Annotated in this window: 19 protein-coding genes; 9 read left to right on the top strand and 10 right to left on the bottom strand. The window is 44.2% G+C overall.

The features are described 5' to 3' along the window. Positions 1 to 271: 271 nt before the first annotated feature. Positions 272 to 3259, top strand: a complete 2988-nt coding sequence (locus ACFSTG_RS03945) for a DNA polymerase III subunit alpha (protein ID WP_380748691.1) — start codon at positions 272 to 274, stop codon at positions 3257 to 3259. A 26-nt stretch (positions 3260 to 3285) separates the two neighbouring features. On the opposite strand, the gene ACFSTG_RS03940 is transcribed toward ACFSTG_RS03945, so the two are convergent. Together ACFSTG_RS03940 and ACFSTG_RS03935 are read right to left on the bottom strand one after the other, a co-directional pair. Next, positions 3286 to 4164, bottom strand: coding sequence for a YihY/virulence factor BrkB family protein (locus ACFSTG_RS03940; protein ID WP_380748689.1), 879 nt, complete (start codon positions 4162 to 4164; stop codon positions 3286 to 3288). Between the two features lie 125 nt (positions 4165 to 4289). Then, positions 4290 to 5561: a cation:proton antiporter gene (locus tag ACFSTG_RS03935; protein WP_380748687.1), complete on the bottom strand. Its 1272-nt coding sequence runs from the start codon at positions 5559 to 5561 to the stop codon at positions 4290 to 4292. A gap of 142 nt (positions 5562 to 5703) precedes the next feature. Between ACFSTG_RS03935 and ACFSTG_RS03930 the strand changes: the two genes are divergently transcribed. Beyond that, positions 5704 to 6471: an XRE family transcriptional regulator gene (locus ACFSTG_RS03930; protein WP_380748685.1), complete on the top strand. Its 768-nt coding sequence runs from the start codon at positions 5704 to 5706 to the stop codon at positions 6469 to 6471. Positions 6472 to 6537: 66 nt separating this feature from the next. Here ACFSTG_RS03930 and ACFSTG_RS03925 read toward each other — a convergent pair whose 3' ends face one another. The 5 genes from ACFSTG_RS03925 to ACFSTG_RS03905 form a co-directional block, all read right to left on the bottom strand. Then, positions 6538 to 6702: a hypothetical protein gene (locus tag ACFSTG_RS03925; protein ID WP_380748683.1), complete on the bottom strand. Its 165-nt coding sequence runs from the start codon at positions 6700 to 6702 to the stop codon at positions 6538 to 6540. Positions 6703 to 6740: 38 nt separating this feature from the next. Continuing rightward, on the bottom strand, positions 6741 to 6926 hold the full coding sequence (locus ACFSTG_RS03920) for a hypothetical protein (protein ID WP_380748681.1): 186 nt from the start codon (positions 6924 to 6926) through the stop codon (positions 6741 to 6743). A gap of 97 nt (positions 6927 to 7023) precedes the next feature. Next, entirely contained in the window at positions 7024 to 7254 is a 231-nt protein-coding gene (locus tag ACFSTG_RS03915) for a hypothetical protein (protein WP_380748679.1), read from the bottom strand. Between the two features lie 336 nt (positions 7255 to 7590). Further along, positions 7591 to 7986 (bottom strand): response regulator, encoded by a 396-nt coding sequence (locus tag ACFSTG_RS03910; protein WP_380748677.1) that lies wholly within the window; start codon positions 7984 to 7986, stop codon positions 7591 to 7593. Positions 7987 to 8074: 88 nt separating this feature from the next. Further along, positions 8075 to 8575 carry a DUF456 domain-containing protein gene (locus ACFSTG_RS03905; protein ID WP_380748675.1) on the bottom strand — a complete coding sequence of 167 codons (501 nt, stop codon included), beginning with the start codon at positions 8573 to 8575 and terminating at the stop codon, positions 8075 to 8077. Positions 8576 to 8683: 108 nt separating this feature from the next. On the opposite strand from ACFSTG_RS03905, the gene ACFSTG_RS03900 reads away from it, so the two are divergent. The 4 genes from ACFSTG_RS03900 to ACFSTG_RS03885 all read left to right on the top strand — a co-directional run bounded on the left by ACFSTG_RS03900 (position 8684) and on the right by ACFSTG_RS03885 (position 12177). Next, complete coding sequence (locus ACFSTG_RS03900; protein ID WP_380748673.1) at positions 8684 to 9046, top strand: BlaI/MecI/CopY family transcriptional regulator; 363 nt, start codon at positions 8684 to 8686, stop codon at positions 9044 to 9046. Further along, a complete protein-coding gene (locus ACFSTG_RS03895; protein WP_380748671.1) occupies positions 9046 to 10494 on the top strand; it encodes a M56 family metallopeptidase in 1449 nt (482 codons plus the stop codon). The genes ACFSTG_RS03900 and ACFSTG_RS03895 overlap by 1 nt, the downstream gene beginning before the upstream one ends. Beyond that, positions 10487 to 11638: a tetratricopeptide repeat protein gene (locus tag ACFSTG_RS03890; protein WP_380748669.1), complete on the top strand. Its 1152-nt coding sequence runs from the start codon at positions 10487 to 10489 to the stop codon at positions 11636 to 11638. Before ACFSTG_RS03895 ends, ACFSTG_RS03890 begins: the two co-directional genes overlap by 8 nt. Positions 11639 to 11700: 62 nt before the next feature. After that, a complete protein-coding gene (locus ACFSTG_RS03885; RefSeq protein ID WP_380748667.1) occupies positions 11701 to 12177 on the top strand; it encodes a hypothetical protein in 477 nt (158 codons plus the stop codon). A gap of 3 nt (positions 12178 to 12180) precedes the next feature. On the opposite strand, the gene ACFSTG_RS03880 is transcribed toward ACFSTG_RS03885, so the two are convergent. From ACFSTG_RS03880 to ACFSTG_RS03870, 3 genes are read right to left on the bottom strand one after another with little or no spacing between them, the layout of a single operon-like run. Next, positions 12181 to 13065 carry a hypothetical protein gene (locus ACFSTG_RS03880; RefSeq protein ID WP_380748665.1) on the bottom strand — a complete coding sequence of 295 codons (885 nt, stop codon included), beginning with the start codon at positions 13063 to 13065 and terminating at the stop codon, positions 12181 to 12183. 48 nt (positions 13066 to 13113) lie between these two features. Next, entirely contained in the window at positions 13114 to 14247 is a 1134-nt protein-coding gene (locus ACFSTG_RS03875; protein WP_380748663.1) for a glycosyltransferase family 2 protein, read from the bottom strand. Next, a complete protein-coding gene (locus ACFSTG_RS03870) occupies positions 14244 to 15209 on the bottom strand; it encodes a hypothetical protein (RefSeq protein ID WP_380748661.1) in 966 nt (321 codons plus the stop codon). Before ACFSTG_RS03870 ends, ACFSTG_RS03875 begins: the two co-directional genes overlap by 4 nt. Positions 15210 to 15281: 72 nt before the next feature. Between ACFSTG_RS03870 and ruvC the strand changes: the two genes are divergently transcribed. From ruvC to hemW, 3 genes are all read left to right on the top strand, one after another. Then, positions 15282 to 15833, top strand: coding sequence for a crossover junction endodeoxyribonuclease RuvC (ruvC, locus tag ACFSTG_RS03865; RefSeq protein ID WP_380748659.1), 552 nt, complete (start codon positions 15282 to 15284; stop codon positions 15831 to 15833). Positions 15834 to 15908: 75 nt separating this feature from the next. Further along, a complete protein-coding gene (locus ACFSTG_RS03860; protein WP_380748657.1) occupies positions 15909 to 16268 on the top strand; it encodes a four helix bundle protein in 360 nt (119 codons plus the stop codon). 96 nt (positions 16269 to 16364) lie between these two features. Next, positions 16365 to 17480: a radical SAM family heme chaperone HemW gene (hemW, locus tag ACFSTG_RS03855; protein ID WP_380748655.1), complete on the top strand. Its 1116-nt coding sequence runs from the start codon at positions 16365 to 16367 to the stop codon at positions 17478 to 17480. Positions 17481 to 17670: the final 190 nt, after the last annotated feature.

Here is a 17670-nt window from a genome sequence, read left to right as displayed (position 1 = left end):
TCCCGCAAAGCGCGCAAATAAAGGAACCACAAACAATAAACAAGCACCAAGCACCAAACACCAAATTCCAGGCACCAAATTCCAAATTCCAAATTGTGATGATTTAAGAATTTGAAAATGAAGCAAAAAAAGGTCCCCTTCCGGGGGATTTAGGGAGCAGGGGGATGAGGAATTCAATTAACAATTATCAATGATCAATAAACAAAAGAGCCAACAGCCAACAGTCAACAGCCAACAGCCAACAGCTAAAAGAACTTATCACTAACATAACATGTATCTAAACACCCACACATACTACTCTTTACGTTACGGGACCTTTTCTGTGAAGGAGCTTTGTGAGCTGGCGGGGCGGAATAAGGCTACTGCCGTTGCGTTGACAGATATCAATAATACCTCGGCCTGTCTTAGCTTTTTGAAAATGGCTGCGGAATATGAGTTCACGCCCCTTACCGGGGTAGACTTCCGGAACGGGGTGCAGCAGCAGTACGTGGGGCTGGCAAGGAACAATGCAGGGTTCAAACAACTCAACGACCACTTATCGGCTCATTTGCATGCTGAAAAAAGCTTCAAAAAAGATGCCCCCGGGTTACCCGACTGTTACCTCATCTATCCGCTGGAGAAGGTGATAGCCGATAAAAAAACCACTTTCCGGGAGAATGAGTTCATCGGGGTATCTGTAGAGAGCCTCCGGAAACTCAAATTCTCGGGCTACCTGCGGTACAGGGAAAAACTGGTGCTGCTGCAAACGGTTAGCTTCCGGAGTAAAAAAGATTTCAATGCCCACCGGCTGCTGCGGGCCATAGACAATAACGTGCTGCTAAGTAAGTTGTCTCAAAGTGAGCAAGGTTGTGTGGAGCACCAAATGCTGCCGCCGGGAACTATTGAGGCTGCTTTTGAAGATCACCTGCACATCCTTGAAAACACCCAAAACCTGATCGCAGGCTGTAAGCTGTATTTTGGGTTTGGAAAGGCCCGTCTCAACCGCAATTTGCAGGTCTTTGGGAACAGCAGGGAAGAAGACGCCGAAAGCCTGAAGGCCCTTTGCATTAAGAATCTGCCGCGGCGCTATCCCAATGCTTCCGAAGCGGTTTATGCACGAGTGAACAAGGAGCTGGAAGCGATCATTAGCCTGGGCTTTGTTTCCTATTTTCTCATCAACCACGATATCGTGGAGTACGCGAGATCCAGGAACTATCCTTTCATTGGCCGGGGCAGCGGCGCGAACTCGGTTGTCGCCTACATCATTGGCATTACCAATGTAGATCCCATTGAGCTCGACCTGTATTTTGAACGTTTTATCAACGCCCACCGTCATTCCCCGCCCGACTTTGACATTGACTTCTCCTGGAAGGACCGGGAGGATGTGACGGCCTACATCTTCAATAAATATGAGAATACGGCCCTGCTGGCTACCTATGTCACCTTTAAACGCCGGGCGGTAATACGGGAGCTGGGAAAGGTATTCGGGCTTCCTAAAGCCGAGATCGACAAACTCTCTGCGGGCTTCTTTAAGATCGAAGACCTGGATGAGATGGAAAAACTGGTCTTTCGCTACAGCTATCTTATTGCCGGTTTTCCCAATTACCTGAGTGTGCATGCCGGCGGGATCATGATCTTGCAGGAACCGGTACATAATTATGCGGCTACCTTTTTGCCGCCCAAGGGTTTTGCGACCATTCAGTTTGACATGCATGTGGCCGAAGATGTGGGGATCTTCAAGTTTGACATCCTGGCCCAGCGCGGACTTTCCAAAATCACCGATGCCATTGAGATCATTAAGCAGAATCAGCCCGGTGCGGTGGTGGAAGACATGGAGAATGTTTCGGTCTTCAAGAACGACCCCAACGTGAACCATCTGTTGCGCACGGGCGACTGCATGGGGGTGTTCTACGTGGAATCACCTGCCATGCGCGGCCTTTTCATTAAGCTGCAGACAGAGGATTACCTGGGGCTTGTAGCGGCCAGTTCCATCATCCGGCCGGGGGTCTCCAATGGCGGGATGAAGGAGGAGTACATCAAACGCCATCGCGACCCCGAGCGTCGCAAGCAGGCGCACCCCGTGATGTATGAGATCATGCCCGACACCTACGGAATCATGGTGTACCAGGAAGATGTGCTCAAAGTGGCGCATTTCTTCGCGGGACTTTCCCTGGAAGAAGCTGATGTACTGCGGCGGGGGATGAGCGGAAAGAAACTGGCCGAGGGGGAATTCGATCGGTTGGAGGCCAAGTTCAGGAGCAACTGCCGGGAAAAAGGTTATTCAGAACAGCTTGTGGAAGAGGTGTGGAACCAGGTGCTTTCGTTTGCGGGCTACGCCTTTCCCAAGGGGCACTCGGCTTCGTATGCGGTAGAGAGCTACCAGAGCCTGTACCTAAAATATTATTTTCCGCTGGAATTCATGGTGGCCTGTCTCAATAACGGCGGCGGATTCTATGATGTGGAAACCTACATCCAGGAGATAAGAAAGTGTGGCGGCCGCGTGCATGCCCCTTGTATTAACAAAAGTGATCACCATACTGTCATCTATGGGAAAGATGTTTACCTGGGGCTGGGCTATATCAAGGAGCTAGAGATAAAGGTGGTGCAGCATATCCTTGAAAACCGTAATTTCTTCGGCCCTTTCAGTTCTTTCGATGATTTTATTGACCGGGTACCTGTTTCCATTGAACAGCTGAGCATCCTGCTGAAGATAGATGCCTTCCGCTTTACCGGGGTGGACAAACATCACCTGCTGTGGAAGGCTTTTTTCAAGCTTAGCAGAAGCAAGACCAGGACAGATCAACAGCTGCTGTTCAGGCCGCCGCACCGGGATTTTGAACTTCCGGAGCTGGCCCATTCTTTTCTCATAGATGCCTATGACCAGATGGAGCTGCTGGGCTTTTCCCTGCACGACCACTTTCGCCTGCTAAAGAACCCGATGAAAAACTCGGCCGTAAAAGCCGCAGACCTGCAAAACTTTGTGGGAAAGGAGATAGAGATCTATGGCAATCTCATTACTGCCAAACGGACCGCTACGGTGAACCGGGAGTACATGGTCTTTGGAACCTTCTTCGATCCTGCGGGAGATATTTTTGATACCGTGCAGTTTCCCCGTGCCGCAGAAAGATTTCCGCTGCACAGCAAAGGCATTTATTTGTGCCGTGGCAAGGTGGTCAATGAACTGGGATACCTCTCTGTCACCATCAACCGGATAGAACGGCAGGAAACCGTGGGAGATCCCAGATTTGTGAATTCAGCCTGGAAGGCCTTACCGGCCTGATAGTGGGAAAATAATGACCCCGGGATCTATCTCTTCTTTAAATATTTCTCTATCTCTGAGTTCAGCTCTGCTCCCAGCAGGATGATAAAACTGGTGAGGAAAAACCACAACAATAGTACTACCACAGCAGAAATCGAACCGTACACCTCTCCATAGCTTCCAAAGTTGCTCACATAAAAGGAAAAACCCCAGGAAGCAAGAAGCCAAAGTACGGTGGCTAACAAGGCGCCGGGAAGGACAAGGTAAAATTTCGGGGTTCTTTTGGAGGGGGCATATTTATAGACTATCCCTAAGAAAAAAATCACGATCACCGCAAGTACCACCCAGCGCAACCATCGAATAAGGCTTTCAATATTATCCGGCAGCCCCAGTTCATCAACAAAGGCCGGAAAGGCTACTATAAGGGCCATGCTCAGGATCACCAGGACAATAGCACCAAAAGTGAACAACAGGGTGAGGCCATTCTGTTTAAAGAAATTCCGGGTGTTCTTTGTATCATAGGCTATGTCAATGCCCGTAAAAAGGGATTTTGTGCCTTTATTGGCACTCCAGATACTAAACAGGATACCAATGGCCATACTCCACCCAAGGGCCTTGCCTGATGTGGAAACCAGGTTCTCCAATTGACTCTTAATAATCTCAAAAGCTTGTTGGGGCATAACAGCAGCGAGTTGGGAGAGTTGGCTCTGTATGCTCTGCGGATTCATAGCAAGACCGTAAATAGATACCATTGCACCTATGGCGGGAAACACTGCAAGGAAGGCGTAAAAGGCCACCCCGGCAGAAACGATGGAGACATTGTTCTCCCCAATCTCATCCTTCACTCTTAAAAAGATGGTCTTCCATCCTGAAAAGGGAATATTCGAAGGTTTTTTGATCTCTTTGATTCGTATTTCTTCGGCCATAGTTTGATTTTTGAATTTACCGGCAAGGCTTCCGCAGTAAAACAGGAAGCCCGACTTTCCTTAAAAATAAAAAACAGCAGCCGAACGCCCTGAAGATCGCTACTAAACAATTGTTAATAATGGGGTTAGGTGTCTGTAGCCGATCCCCGATCCCCTTCAGTTATCGACCCTTTTCTCCGGAAGTGTTCAATAGCAGTGGGAGCCGTCACCCCATGAATTATAATGGAAATAAGAATAATGTAAGCCGTGATGGAATAGAGTTCTTGTTTGTAGGCAAAATGGTCAAATTGTACAAAGGCCCATGAGAGGTAAAACACTGATCCTATTCCCCGAATTCCGAAGAAACTTATCGCGAGCTTTGTTTTGAACTTTTCTTTTGACGCCGCCAGGGCGATAAGACCGGAAAGAGGCCTTATAACGATCACAAAGATCAGGGCAAAAAGAATTCCTTTCCAGTCGGTGATCATGAGGATACCGTTCATGATAGACCCTCCAAAGAGGATGATCCACACCACCAGGAGTAAATGCTCCATTTCGGTCACAAAATCGTGTAGTTTTTTCTTGTAATCACCACTTACATTCTCATAATAGCGCAGACTGAAACCGGCAAAGAATACCGCGAGGAATCCGTAGCCATGAAGCAATTCTGTGATCCCGTAGGTGGCGAAGGTAAGGGAGAGGGCAAGAAAACCTACAAAGGTTTCCACACCGGCATATTTGTATAACCTATCCATCAACAGCCCTATAAGTCTTCCTATCAACAGCCCTAAAACCACCCCTATGATGATCTTGAGCAATAACTTATCCCAAAACCAGTTGGTAAAATTAAAAGCTGCCCAGGTACCGGCCTGCGCTACCATGACCGCAAGATAGGAGAAAGGAAAGGCGATACCGTCGTTGAGACCTGCTTCTGCAGTTAGAGTAAACCTGATGTTTCCCTCATACTCTTTTTCATCCATTGGATCATCCAGCTGCACCTCTGCAGCCAGCACAGGATCTGTAGGTGCAAGAACGGCTGCCAGAAGGAGGCTGGAGGGCAGGCTTAACACCAGAAAATATTGGCCTAGCAGAAAAGCAGAGATCATACACAGAGGCATGGTGAGAAAGACCAGCATAAGGGGCTTTTTCCAGGAGCTCCAGCTGTAATTAGCACCTATCTTAAGCCCTGCACCCATAAGGGAAATGATGACAATGGCTTCTGAAAAATACATGAGCCATGTATCATTCCATAAAGGGTCTGGCCAGGAAAGGGGAACATCTACCCAGAACAAAAGGAATCCTACCAAAAGCAGGAGAATGGGAGAACTTACTCTTAGCTTTTTGGAAAAGGCAGGCAGCCAGGCCATGACCAAAGTAGCCAGCCCTAAACCTGCCAGAATGAGGTAGTGGTCTTTCATAGATAAATAAAAATAATGGATTTTGCGCAGGCTGCTGAACAAGGGAAAGTTAAATCGAATCCAAATTCACTCTTTTGAATAATTTTTGGAGTATTTCCTAGTAAACATGAGGAAAATTTCCCAAAAAAACTATATTTGTTGTATGGGAACAGATGTGTCTATAGATGTAAAGCGCTTTAAACAGGTTAGGGATGAACATGGATTCACCCAGGCCGCTTTCGCCGAACTGCTGGGAATAAAGAATTCCACCGCAGATATCGAAAGGGGCCGTACCAAACTTTCAGGGAAAGTGGTTGCAGAATTGTTACGCCAGTTTGGGATCAATCCGCTGTGGTTGTTTGGAGAAAGCAATCAAAAATTCCTGCAGGTAACTAAAGGGGATGTTAGTCCCAAAGTAATTAGTCTTAACAGTGCCGAAAACGAGAATATAGTGCTGGTAAATGTGAAGGCTGCGGCGGGTTATCCGCACAACGTGCAGGATGTGGAATGGTACCAGCAGCTTCCTGCCTTTGACCTGCCCCTTCCGGAATATCGCAACGCCACCCACCGTGGTTTCCAGATAGAAGGAGACAGTATGCTTCCCAACTTCAGGCCGGGGGAATGGGTGCTGGGAAAGGCGGTGCCAACCATTGAGGAAGCCAGTAACAATAAGATCTATGTAGTGGTATTATATGATTCTGTCCTGGTCAAGAAACTTCAGAAGCTACCCGATCCTTCAAAGCTTTTATTGATCTCCCTCAATGAGGAATATCTACCTATTGAAATAAATATCAATGACATTCAGGAGTTGTGGCAGGTAAACAGTAAACTTACCTTCAACCTTGATGCACCTTCAGAAAGCGGTCTTTTAAGGCAACTGCAGCAGTCAATGGAAGAACTTAAAAGCGATTTCAGGACTTTTAAACAATAAAAAACGGCCTGAATTTTCAGGCCGTTTTCTAGATCAAAAGTTACTTTTGGTTGGTTAGTAAAGATCTTAAAGATCGTCTTCTCCTCCAAGACCGGTATTTTCGCCGGCTTCATTCACTCCTTCTTCTATGGCTTCGCCGGTGGCATCGGCCGCATTCTTAGTTTCCCTGCAGGAAACCAAAGAGGTGGAAAGAGCAAAAGAGAACATTAATAAGAAAAGATATTTTCTCATAATTTATGTTCTAAGGTAAAGATTGATATATGGTGACATTACATGTCGTCATCCATATCATCCATTTCATCTTCCATTTCGTCACCTACCTCTTCTAATTCATCGCCGGCTTCATCGATGCCTTCTTCGATATCATCAGAATCTCTTTCGTTGGTTTCTCTACAAGAAATGAAAGAGGTGCTCACTGTAAACAGCAGGGCGAATAATAAAATTAATTTTTTCATGATGTTGGTTTTATAAGTTAGTTCTTACAAATTTAGATAAAGTATCTAGGTTTTAACCTTTTAACTGCTAAAATTTTCCTAAAATAGAGGTGCTCAACTAGATGTTGTCATCTCCTATTTTATCGATCTCTTCGTCAATTTCTTTGTTGACTTCTTCATCGACCCTTTCCCCGGTTCTCTCCAGGATACCTTTTTCATCTTCTTCGATTTCGACTTCTTTTCTTTCAACTTCAACTTCCCTTACGGTTTCTTCTCTAACCGTTTCCCGGCATGAAGTGAAAGTAAAACTGGTAATAGCAATTAACGCGATCATTATTACAGATCTCATAGTATTTGGGTTTAATGGTTCAATCGACCAAAGTATGAAAACCTTTCCTGCTACAACTGTATTTAGTAAATGTTTAGCAGTGTTTGTAAAGAATTTTTTAATTTTTGGAAAAACATCAGGTAATTTTCATATTATTTTTAGATTAATTTAAAATCATAGCAGGTTTTCTGTTAGTGAGTTTGGTGGTATATCATGTTCCCGTCGAAATAAAAAAGACCAGAGCTGTGTCTTTCAGAAAATAGGCTGCACCTTCTTCTTCCTGTGCTAAAAGTCCAGTGGGAATTAATGTAGATAAAATTAAAATATACCTTAAATAGCTAAAAATAAGGAGCTTATTTAAGATTTGACCAGCCGGAGGAGTTTCAGGAAGATTTCCTCACAGGCTTGATCCGTAAGTGGCTTTTCCCGGTAATCAATCACTTTTTCATATTGTATGGCCCGATCCCGGTCGCTTCCGTTGATCGATGAAGTCACCATAACAACAAAAACATTTTCGAAGGGTGGCAGTTGTTTCAGTTCGTCAAGGAGATCCCAGCCACTCATTTGTGGCATATTGATATCTAACAAAATCAAAAGAGGAATTGCCGGGTTTCTGTTTAAGACAAAGGAAAGCGTGTCGACGGCGTTGTCATAACATATGGGATTAGAAGTGAGGGAACTTTTTTGCACAAGTATCTTGTGCAGGAGCAAAACCACTGCATCGTCATCTACAATAACAATGTCTGCTTTCATCTGAGTAGGTAAGTCTGCAGAACCGGGGGCATGGATCTGCCTTATATTTGATCTTCTAAAGATAAAAAAAGAAAATTAGCAGCAAAGATTAACTAAAAAGACTTCCTGCATATTCCCACACTTTATAAATGAAGAGCAGCAGGAAGATCCCCGTTACAATGAATTCCATAAAAGTAGAGGCGAGCAATCCTATAAAGGAACCTGAAGCCGCTTTTAAAGCGGTTCGGGAATCTGCCTTGTTAATGATCTCTCCTATAAAAGCTCCAATAAAGGGAACAAAAAGAATAGCAAATGGAATGGGAATAAAAATACCGGCTACCAATCCCAGGGTGGCGCCAATCATCCCGTGCCTGCTTCCTCCCAGGTATTTGGTACCCAGGGCAGGGATGGCATATTGAAGAGCAAAGATGATTATAGTGATCACCAGGGTAATTCCCAGGAAGGTGTAGTTCATTGGAATGGCTTTGGTAAAATGTATAAGGAGCAGGCCTGCCCAACTAACCGGTATGCCGGGGAGCATAGGAAGAAAACTTCCCAGGATCCCAATGAGCATGAGAACAGCGGCAACAACTATTAAAAGAAGATCCATAAAATTATTTTGGGCTAAGATAGAGAAAGCTTCAATAATTATTTTTAACTACAAGATTAGTTTAAACTAAATATTTAGTTTATATTAGCATCAGAATTTAAACCTGTTATGAAACAACTCACTAAAGCAGAAGAAGAAATTATGCAGATCCTTTGGGACCTCAAAGAGGCCAATGTGGCCTCAATCATAGAGGAGATGCCGCAGCCGAAACCTGCCTATAACACCGTTTCAACTATCGTGAGAATCCTGGAAAGTAAAGAATTCGTGGATCATCGAAAAGTGGGGAAAGGCTATATCTATTTTCCTGTGGTGGAAAAGGAGACTTATACCAACCAAAGCATGAATAAATTAATAGACGGTTACTTCAACGGGTCTTTTAAAAGTATGGTGTCCTTTTTTATGAAGAAGAACAAAATGGACTCTGCCGACCTGGAGGCTATTCTGAAAGAGATCAACAAAAAAGAGAAATAATGCTGCACTACATTTTACAGATCATCGCTTTTCAGCTGGCCTTTCTTCTGGTATACGAGCTGTTACTCAAAAAAGAAACCTTTTTCTCCTATAACCGTGCTTATCTTTTGATCACGCCTGTGCTTGCTATGGTTTTACCACTTTTAAAGCTGGAGTTTCTCCAACAGGCTATTCCTGCGGAAGGCTTGGTGATGCTGCCTGAAGTTTTTATAGGAGGAGGCAGTGAGGTGCAAAACAGCATTACTTCAAATTCCATTGCTCCTGAAGCAGCTCAAAGCATCAACTGGTGGCTGCTTGCCTATGCCGGCGGATTCCTCTTTAGCCTGGGCTTCTTTTTTAATAAATTCAGGAACCTCAGGCAATTGTTCGCTCACAAACCTGTTTTCATTAATGCTGAAATGAAGATCGTGGAGGTGCCCGGTTCAAAGCTCGCCTGTACTTTCTACAACACCATCTTTTTGGGAACAGATCTTTCCGAAAAGGAACGGGAACAGATCCTTTCTCATGAACTGGTGCATGTAAAGCAGAAACATACACTTGACCTGCTGTTTTTTGAAGTCCTGAGAATCGTTTTCTGGTTCAATCCGCTCATTTACATCTATCAATCCAGAATTTCGGCTTGTCATGAGTTCCTTGCCGATGCCGGAGTGGTCAAAAATGTGGAAAAGAGGACCTATTTTGAACAGCTGCTCAATACCGCTTTTAATACCGAAGATATTTCATTCATCAATCAATTTTTTAATCATTCAATCATCAAAAAACGAATAGTTATGTTACAAAAAACCAAATCAGGAAATCTTTCAAAAATTAAATTTTTGATCATTCTGCCACTTATGCTGGCGATGCTAACGTATGTTTCGTGTTCTGAAGAACCGGCAACGACTCAGGAAGAACAGGAAGCTACTGCTCAGGAAAAACTTGAACAGATCAAAGCCATCATTGAAGATGGAACACCTATTTCGGGAGAGGATAATGAAAAGATAAAAGAGATCCTCAGCACCATCAGCAGTGAAGACATGGAGGAGTCCCTTAACGAATCTGATAAGGTAAGGACTCAGAAACTGAAAAATGCAACTTCCGGAATGGGTGATGTTCCTTTCGCGGTCATAGAAGAAGTACCGGTCTTCCCGGGATGTGAATCTATGGATTCTAATGAGGGTCGAAAACAATGTATGACAGAAAAAATAACTGAAATAGTAAGTCAGAATTTCGATACCTCGTTAGGAAAACAATTGGGATTAACCGGAATAAACCGGGTTTATGTTCAGTTTAAAATTAATAAAGAGGGAGTTGTGGAAGTTATGGGTGTGCGTGCAACACATCCTGAATTGGAAGAGGAAGCAAGGAGGGTAGTAAACCTTATTCCCGACATGACTCCGGGAAAACATAATGGAAACGAAGTTGGAGTACTGTATACTATCCCCATAACATTTAGAGTTGGTGAATAAATTTATATTCCTTTTATTATTATTTGCAGCCACTACAGCCGAAGCTCAAACTTCGGCTTTAGCCGTTGCTGACAGTCTCTATGCCGTGGGAAATTATTCAGAAGCAATTAAGCTCCTGGAAAAATCTGAGACTAAATCTGAAGCTGTTTTGCTGAAGCTCGCCCAGGCACAGAAAGCAAACGGTAATTTAAATGCTGCTCTCCACAACTACCAAGGCGTCCTGGAATCAAATCCCAACAGGGTGCTTACCACAGTAGAGTATGGAAAACTACTGTCATCTACGGGAAAACTCGAGATGGCCGACAGCATCTTTACGCACCTCATGAAAAAATATCCCATCAATGCCGAATTTCACTATCAGCTGGGACTAATCAGGGAAAAGCGAAAAGATTCTACTGCAATGAAGCACTATAATCTTGCAGTGCTAATAAACAGGACGCATCAACAAGCCCTTATCAAGGTTTCAAAAAATGTCCTGGTGAAAGGAAAGGTCTCACGGGCAGAGCGGCTTGCGAAGCAGGGGCTGGAGGTCAATCCCGCAAATATTGCCTTACTCTCTATCCTGGCCCAGGCTTATTACTATCAAAAAGAATATAAGCAAGCCATAGTTGAATTTGAAAAGCTGGTAGATCTCGGTCACGGCAGTGAATTCGTCCACACTAAGATCGGCACGGCGTATTTTCATCTGGAGAATTACGAGAAAGCCATTGCTAATTTTAATTCGGCGCTCAATTATGAAGAGGAGAACCACGCCACTCACTACAGCCTGGGAAAACTATATGCTCTCATGGGAGAGTATAAAAATTCTGAAGGACATTTGTTGCAGGCAATTTTGCTCAAGGATGTTATTCTTGACGAAGAGTTCACCAGTCTTGGGCTCACCTACAAATATTCAGATGAACCCAAAAAGGCAATGGAATACTTCAATAAAGCCCTGGCCGAAAATCCTGACAATGAACGGGCGATGTTTGAACGCGCCGTTGTTGCAGATTCCTATTTCAAGGATCTCGAAACCAGAATGAATTATTTTCAGGCTTATCTCAAACGATTCGGGGAAACAGGAAGCCCCAATCTCCTCCTCCTGGCACAATATCGTGTGAAGGATCTTCGGGAGGAAATTCACATGAACCCTGCCGCGAAGTAGAATTTTTTCGGTAAACTGCTTAAATTCACTATTTTTGAAGCTCACAGTGAGCCTGTACCTGCATGAAGAAAATTTTACTTATCATTTGTCTTTTAGCTTTCACCTCCTGCGATTACTTTGAAAAACGTAAGATCTCTTCAGAAGAGATCCTTTCCGAAGAAACCCGGGAGCTTAACTGGCATGAGGTTGACCAGTACCCCGCTTTCGAGGAGTGCCGCAATGTAATGGAGTCAAAGGCTGCCAAGGCCTGTTTTGGTAATAAAGTGGCCAGTTACTTCTATGCCCGGCTTGAAGCCAAACAACCGGTGGTAACAGAAGCGCTGGATGACACTCTTTATTTGTACCTAAGGATCTCTGAAAAAGGCATTCCCGCCATTGATTCTATGGAAGTGGATTCTCTTATTGTGCAGCAACTTCCTGAGATAAGGACATGGCTGGGGCAGAGCGTGGATTCTCTCCCGAAAATTTATCCCGCCACGAAACGTGGGATTCCCGTGATTACCACCTTTAAGATGCCGGTAGTTATTAAAGCCGAATAAGGATTACAACCTGAATTTATACCCCACCGTGAAGTCTACAGGGAAAGAACCGTTACCATCAAGCGCGATGGAAACGATGTCGTTGTAGCTAAGGGTTATGAAGCTGGCTTCGGTTATTTTTATTTCTGTACCCACCCCAAAGCTAAAAGGCGCTGTAAAGGTAAAACCGTCCTCCTCTTTTATGGCCGTGATCTCTCCTTCATCATTCCTTATATACACATTGTCTTCAGAATAATACAGCGTGGCGAGTTCTGTGTCGATGTGCAGGTCAAACCCGGGGAAGTACAGTGCACGAAACCTGTAGTTAAGGGAAAGCTGGGTGGAGCTGTAGCGGTAATCTTCCCGTTTGAAGGACTGGCGCAGCTGAATAAATGCTGCATGTCGCGGAGCGAGATTGGGGTCAAAGAATTCGAATTCCAATCCCAGTATCGGCGCTATGGTGTTATCAGGATTCTCTGTGTATTTATTGTTTGAGATCCCCGTAAACAGTCCTAACCTGTACTTGATGTTTGAGGTAGAGGCATTATATTCATAATCTTCCTGCACCTGGGCGTTGTAGCGGTTCACAAAATGTTTAAGGCTGTATAAAACGAAAAGCACATCACCGGTCTTCACCTGAGCATCTGTGGTGAGATTTTTCAATTGCTCTTTGTACTCTTCCTGGTAAGCACCCCCTTCGCGGGTGTTCCTGAGTTCAACCATTCGGTCTCCCTTCTGCACAAAATAACGGTAGCTGTGGTCTTTTTCATTCCAGAACAGGCTCAAAGGGCCTTTTACCTCCCTTTGCAACTCAAGTGTGTCCTGTTCAATAATGTATATCTCCTGAGCTGAAAGTCGGGAGCCTGCGAAGAGTAAAATAAATATAAAAAGTAGCTTTAATTTCTGCATTTTATTGGGTGTAGAAAATTAAAGATAGTAAAATAATTAAAGGTGCTCCTATTTTTTGAACTGTCTGCCTTTCCAGTTATAGCCCCGAAAAAGTGAGAGAATGGCAACGTAGCTGCTGAAGAAAGGATAGACCAGACTGGCCTGAAAATAACTTTTCAAAACCTTCTCCCTGTCAAAGAGTTTGGCGCTGGCATAGATCAAAGCAAAATCTGCATTGAACTTGAAAACAAAGAGCAGGAACAAAGTTTCGGGTTCGGTTTGGTTCAGCAAAAAGCCTCCCACAGCCGTGACCAGGGTAAGATTCATTAAAAGTACGATGAGGCCTACGAATTTTCCGAAGGGGCTCTTGTAGGCTGAGGTTTTTGCCGCCCATCGAATTCTCTGGGCAACCAGGCTTTTCAGATCTGGCTGAGGATGTGTAGTCACAACCGCTGCCTGGCTTTTTAAGAACCGGGTCTTCAATCCTTCACGATTAAATTTCTCCAGCAGGAAGATATCGTCACCACTCCCAATATTTTCATTTCCTTCAAATCCTTGGACTTTTAAAAAGCCGTTCTTTGAATAGCAGAGATTGGCGCCGTTACACATAAACGGAATTTTCACCCCAAAACCTCCCACGGTAGCGGTTTGCAGACTAAAAATATCGAGTTCCTGGAACCTTTTCCAGAAACCTTTCTCACCAGTGTCTTCCCTTAATCTTACAGGAGCGGCAACCAGATCTGCCCCACTTTCGGCTATAAAACTGTCAAAAACTTCAAGCCAGGTGGCAGGCATGGTGCAGTCTGCATCTGTAGTAAGGATATGATCAAAATTAGCTTCAGAAATAGCGGTTTTTACCGCATCTTTTTTGGGGCTTCCGGTGTGGCGCTCGTTCTGCAGCAATCTGATCTTCATTCGGGGGTGGGCCCTGATGAAGCTGCTGCATATCTCTTCGGAAGCATCTTCAGAAGCATCATTGACCAGGAGGATCTCGAAAAGGTGTGCAGGATAGTGAAGGCGGGAAAGGGATTTCAGTAACTGCGGAAGGTTTTCGGCTTCATCCCGAAAGGGAATGATGATTGAAAAAGGGGTATTTGGAGCTGAATTTTTTCCGGTGAACTCCGGCACCTGGTGGTAACCATATAACAGGAAAAGCAGGACAAAAACATACAGGAACGTTATGATGCCCGCCACCAGCATCATGGAGTGGCAAGTGTATTTTTCTTGTATTTAAGCACAAAATAACTGCCGGCTACGGCAGGTATCCCAAAATTAAGGATCCAGGCCGCCAGAACTACGCTCAGCACAATGATTTGGGGAACCTGTAAAAACCCGAATACCCACACCGCGAACCCTCCTTTAATAAGCGCATCAAAAATGATCATGGTAGGAATGATAGAAGCAAGGATAAATGTGCTGAAAACGGCCGAGATCAACAAGGGATAAGATACATCTACCTTGAACAGGAGTAGCAGAAAATAGAACTGATGGGTGAAAATCAGATATCTGATGGAAGAAAATAGCAGCGTTTTCCAGCGTATTTTTATGGGCACATTATGGAAAGAATCTTCAAGGCGTTGTACCGAGTATCCTTTCAAACGTATCCTGAACTTCTTCATGAGCCAGTATATAAGAAAGGGAGAAATTAGCAAACCTGAGACCAGCAGAAGATTGAACAACGGCAGGGGCAGATCAAGGGTGGTGATGAGGTACAGGAGTCCGGCAATTCCAAAGAAATAGGTCACGAAGAGCTGCGCCATGTTCCCCATAAAGTTAAGAAAAATGATTTTTCTCCAGGCACTGCGTACATAATACAAACATTTGGCGCCGTACTCCCCGATTCGGCTGGGGGTAAAAATAGCTGCCGTAAAGGAAGCCAGGCTTTCTTTGGTCGCACTTTTAAAGGAATTATCCCGCACATAGCTACTCAGGGTCTGCCATTTAAGGATCTCAAAATACCAGTTTAGTACAGTAAGCAACACCAGGATCGCAATATTGGTCACTGAAAAGACACGGTAACGCGACAATTCAGACAGGAAGTCCCGGAAGTCCATTTGTTCATCTGAGGTGAGCTTGTACCATATAAAATATACTGCAGCCGTAACCACGAAGATCCTGAGTACTAGTGACAGGAATTGTTTAGCTTTGTACGAGGTAATACGCATAAATTATTTTAGGGGGAAGTTACTTCCTGGTTTTAGCGTAACAGGGATTTACCCTGCAATAATACGAAGCTTTTGAATACCGAAAAAATCATTTTAGGGATTGATCCCGGTACCACGATCATGGGATTTGGTCTCATTAAGGTCGTGAACAAAAAAATGTCATTTTTACAGCTCAATGAACTGCAGCTGCAAAAATATGAAGATCCTTATGTGAAACTGAAGCTCATTTTTGAGCGAACCATTGAATTGATCGATACCTGGCACCCAGATGAGATCGCTATTGAAGCCCCTTTCTTCGGAAAGAACGTGCAATCTATGTTAAAGCTGGGCAGGGCACAGGGAGTAGCCATGGCAGCGGGATTGAGCAGGGAAGTTCCGGTAACCGAATATTCCCCGAAAAAGATCAAAATGGCCATTACCGGAAACGGAAATGCCAGCAAGGAACAGGTGGCAAAAATGCTGCAAAGCCTGCTTTCCCTGAAAACCTTACCTAAGAACCTCGATGCCACAGACGGACTCGCAGCGGCGGTTTGCCATTTCTACAATGCCGGAAAAGTAGAATCCGGAAAAAGCTACACAGGCTGGGAAGCGTTTGTAAAGCAAAATCCTAATAAAATTCAATGATCAATGATCAATAAACAATGATCACTTGACTAAAATCAATAATTTTTAGGTTCGAATTGTACAAAAAAGAGAGCTATGGAAAGAAAGGAGAATGTATTGAATGACAAATCTTTTGATTTTGCGGTGAGAACGGTGAAATTATATAAGAAGATTGTTCGGGAGGAAAAAGAATATGTATTGCCAAAACAATTTTTAAGATCGGGCACTTCTATTGGAGCAAATGTAGCCGAAGCCAATGGAGCAATTTCTACGGCAGATTTTTCCTCAAAAGTTTCTATAGCATATAAGGAAAGCCTGGAAACAAAATTCTGGTTGAGACTTTTTGAAGCTACTGATTATATAGCCACTGAGGAGTTTGAAGAAATGTTCGGTAAGGCAGATGAACTTTCCAGGATCATGTTCAGCATTTTAAAAAAGACCAGAATGGGCAAATAAACAGATAGTCGGTAATTACTAATGGTAAAAAACTGATAATTGGTTATTGGTAATCGATAACTGAACTGATAATTGATCATTGCTAATTGTTAATTGATGTACATTCACATACCTTTTTGTAAACAAGCCTGTCACTACTGTGACTTCCATTTCTCGACTTCGGTAAAGAAGAAGCCACAGATGGTGGAAGCTATTTGCAAAGAGCTGTTGCTTCGGAAGGATGAGGAGCCCGGGACAGTGGAAACCATTTATTTTGGTGGGGGAACACCTTCTTTGCTTTCTGCGGAAGAATTGCAGCAGATCTTTGAGGTTATTCAGCAGAATTACTCCATAGCCGAAGATGCAGAGGTCACCCTTGAAGCCAATCCCGATGATCTTACCGAAGAAAAGATCAGGATGCTGGCTGCTTCTCCCGTTAACCGCCTAAGCATTGGTGTACAGTCCTTTTTTGAAGAGGACCTGAAGCTCATGAACCGGGCCCACAACGAGAAGGAGGCACTGCAATCTATACAAATTGCTAAAAAGTATTTTGATAATATTTCTATTGATCTCATTTACGGAATTCCCGGGATGAGCAATGAGCGCTGGAAGAAAAACCTCCAAATAGCGCTCGATCTTGGGGTGCCACATATTTCCAGCTATGCCCTTACCGTTGAGCCCCGAACAGCCCTAAAGAGCATGATCGAAAAAGGGAAGATCGCCCCCGTGGAAGAAGAATCGGCACGGGAGCAGTACGAGATCACGATAGAAGTACTGGAAGGAGCAGGTTTTGAGAACTATGAATTTTCCAATTTCGGGAAATCGGGTTATTTTTCCCGCAACAATACAGCTTACTGGTTTGGTAAGCCGTACCTGGGGATCGGTCCGTCAGCACATTCTTTTGACGGTTTTCAAAGAAAATGGAACGTTAGCAATAATACACTTTATATAAAGTCCCTTGAAAAAGGGGAAATCCCGGCAGAGGTTGAAAAGCTTTCAATTACAGACCGCTACAATGAACTGGTTATGACCCGCCTGCGCACTAAATGGGGCGTTTCTGTAGAAGAGGTAGAAAGGAGTTTTGGATTAAAGTATAAAGATTATCTGCTTGCTGAAGCTGCAAAATTGATCCGGGATGGAATGCTGGAGTGGAAAGAAGGCAGACTGCAGGTTTCCAAAAAGGGCAAATTCCTTAGCGACGGCATCGCGGCGGAGCTGTTTTGGATAGAGTGAAATCTAATTCATGCTTCTTTGCTCACCATTACCAGGACCATTGTTCTCTACCCTTTGCCCTTCATTTCTTTTGCTCGTCCAAAAGAAACGAAGCAAAGAAAAGGACGCCTTTTCCAGGGAATTTTTTGTTCCGCTGCTGCGGCACAAAAATCGGCGGACAAAACTTCGCGTCGCACCAAAAAAGGTGCTC

This window comes from Salinimicrobium flavum (assembly GCF_042684505.1).
GTDB lineage: Bacteria > Bacteroidota > Bacteroidia > Flavobacteriales > Flavobacteriaceae > Salinimicrobium > Salinimicrobium flavum.
The sequence above is the reverse complement of the archived record's forward strand: the minus strand, read 5'-3'. Positions and strand labels throughout refer to the sequence as shown.

Coding starts and splice junctions, on each gene's coding strand:
- ACFSTG_RS03910 (WP_380748677.1), bottom strand. CDS start 7,986: ATGAAAGCAGACATTGTTATTGTAGATGACGATGCAGTGGTTTTGCTC.
- ACFSTG_RS03900 (WP_380748673.1), top strand. CDS start 8,684: ATGAAACAACTCACTAAAGCAGAAGAAGAAATTATGCAGATCCTTTGG.
- ACFSTG_RS03875 (WP_380748663.1), bottom strand. CDS start 14,247: ATGATGCTGGTGGCGGGCATCATAACGTTCCTGTATGTTTTTGTCCTG.
- ACFSTG_RS03870 (WP_380748661.1), bottom strand. CDS start 15,209: ATGCGTATTACCTCGTACAAAGCTAAACAATTCCTGTCACTAGTACTC.
- ACFSTG_RS03885 (WP_380748667.1), top strand. CDS start 11,701: ATGAAGAAAATTTTACTTATCATTTGTCTTTTAGCTTTCACCTCCTGC.
- ACFSTG_RS03860 (WP_380748657.1), top strand. CDS start 15,909: ATGGAAAGAAAGGAGAATGTATTGAATGACAAATCTTTTGATTTTGCG.
- ACFSTG_RS03905 (WP_380748675.1), bottom strand. CDS start 8,575: ATGGATCTTCTTTTAATAGTTGTTGCCGCTGTTCTCATGCTCATTGGG.
- ACFSTG_RS03930 (WP_380748685.1), top strand. CDS start 5,704: ATGGGAACAGATGTGTCTATAGATGTAAAGCGCTTTAAACAGGTTAGG.
- ACFSTG_RS03920 (WP_380748681.1), bottom strand. CDS start 6,926: ATGAAAAAATTAATTTTATTATTCGCCCTGCTGTTTACAGTGAGCACC.
- ACFSTG_RS03940 (WP_380748689.1), bottom strand. CDS start 4,164: ATGGCCGAAGAAATACGAATCAAAGAGATCAAAAAACCTTCGAATATT.
- ACFSTG_RS03895 (WP_380748671.1), top strand. CDS start 9,046: ATGCTGCACTACATTTTACAGATCATCGCTTTTCAGCTGGCCTTTCTT.
- ACFSTG_RS03925 (WP_380748683.1), bottom strand. CDS start 6,702: ATGAGAAAATATCTTTTCTTATTAATGTTCTCTTTTGCTCTTTCCACC.
- hemW (WP_380748655.1), top strand. CDS start 16,365: ATGTACATTCACATACCTTTTTGTAAACAAGCCTGTCACTACTGTGAC.
- ACFSTG_RS03915 (WP_380748679.1), bottom strand. CDS start 7,254: ATGAGATCTGTAATAATGATCGCGTTAATTGCTATTACCAGTTTTACT.
- ACFSTG_RS03880 (WP_380748665.1), bottom strand. CDS start 13,065: ATGCAGAAATTAAAGCTACTTTTTATATTTATTTTACTCTTCGCAGGC.
- ACFSTG_RS03935 (WP_380748687.1), bottom strand. CDS start 5,561: ATGAAAGACCACTACCTCATTCTGGCAGGTTTAGGGCTGGCTACTTTG.
- ACFSTG_RS03945 (WP_380748691.1), top strand. CDS start 272: ATGTATCTAAACACCCACACATACTACTCTTTACGTTACGGGACCTTT.